The organism is Bradyrhizobium cytisi, from assembly GCF_008123515.1.
In the GTDB taxonomy this organism is placed as follows: domain Bacteria; phylum Pseudomonadota; class Alphaproteobacteria; order Rhizobiales; family Xanthobacteraceae; genus Bradyrhizobium; species Bradyrhizobium cytisi.
Map to the genome: position 1 here is coordinate 1 of NZ_VSSR01000106.1, position 1,092 is coordinate 1,092.

At 61.7% G+C, this 1,092-nt stretch carries 1 pseudogene; it reads right to left on the minus strand.

Annotated elements, in window-relative coordinates:
• Positions 1 to 654: pseudogene (locus FXB38_RS39935) on the minus strand (group II intron reverse transcriptase/maturase); the annotation flags it as partial.
• Positions 655 to 1,092: the final 438 nt, after the last annotated feature.

Consider the following 1,092-nt stretch of genomic DNA (forward strand, 5'->3'; position numbering starts at 1 on the left):
GTATGACGCAACATCCAAAAAGTTTTGGATGTCGGCGTCAATCATCCAGTTCACCTTCCGCTTGTCGATCGCCACGCACAGCGCATCCAGCGCATCGTGCGGTCCCCGACCGGGTCGAAACCCGTACGAGAAACCGCAGAAGTCGCCTTCGTAGATGGCGTTGAGCACGATGACGGTAGCCCCTTGGACGATCTTGTCTTCCAGAGCTGCGATCGCCAGCGGCCGCCGCTTCCCATCCGCCTTCGGTATGTACGTCCGGCGTGACGGTTGTGGGCGGTACGCTCCCCGATGGACCCGTTGGTGCAGACCCTCTAGCCGTGGCTCGAGATCTGCCTCGTAGTCCTGCCACGTCATGCCATCCACCCCGGGAGCGGCCTTGCGCCTGAGCGCGTAGAACGCCGTCCGAAGTGCATCGACATTGATATGGTGGAAGAGCGCGGTGAACCGGTCCTTCTTCCTCAGCCTTGCGGCCTTCCGTACGCGGTCCAGCGACTGGGACATGCGAGCCCGGCCCTGTGTCCGGTGCATGCGCTGCTGTTCCGCGTTCCCCTTGGTCCCCGGCCTTGGCTCCGCCAACTCCGCTACCGGTTGCCCGGCTTTGTTCGTCGGCTTCACAGCTACTATGCCGAAGTCAGACTTCTCCGTGTCGTGCATCAGCGGCTACGGCTCCTCGCCTTCCCGCTGCGGACCATACGCCTCCAAGGAGGTCATGGCCGACCCGGAGATCTCCCGGTTCCCGTACAAGGAGCTTCCATACATGCCGGGGTCTGCGACCACGCCGGGCCAGACGGATGCTTGCGATTGCGCACCCGTCCGTGTTGCCTTCCGCTCAGTTGACAGCGTCGGCGCCCGGGAAAACATTCTTTCGCGGCTCAATGGCTGGCCTGTATGCTCCCCTACCGACGCTTCGCAGATATCCTCGCGGATGCCTGCGCACGGCTCGGGGCCGATGTGGATCGCTATTCCTTCATCGTAATGGACTTGCACCATCTACTCCTTGCCGGTCTCCCGGCGCACCAACTGTAATGCTAGGGTCTGTACCTAATTAGCTGCTGATTCCTGTCTCTTATACACATCTGACGCTGCCGACGA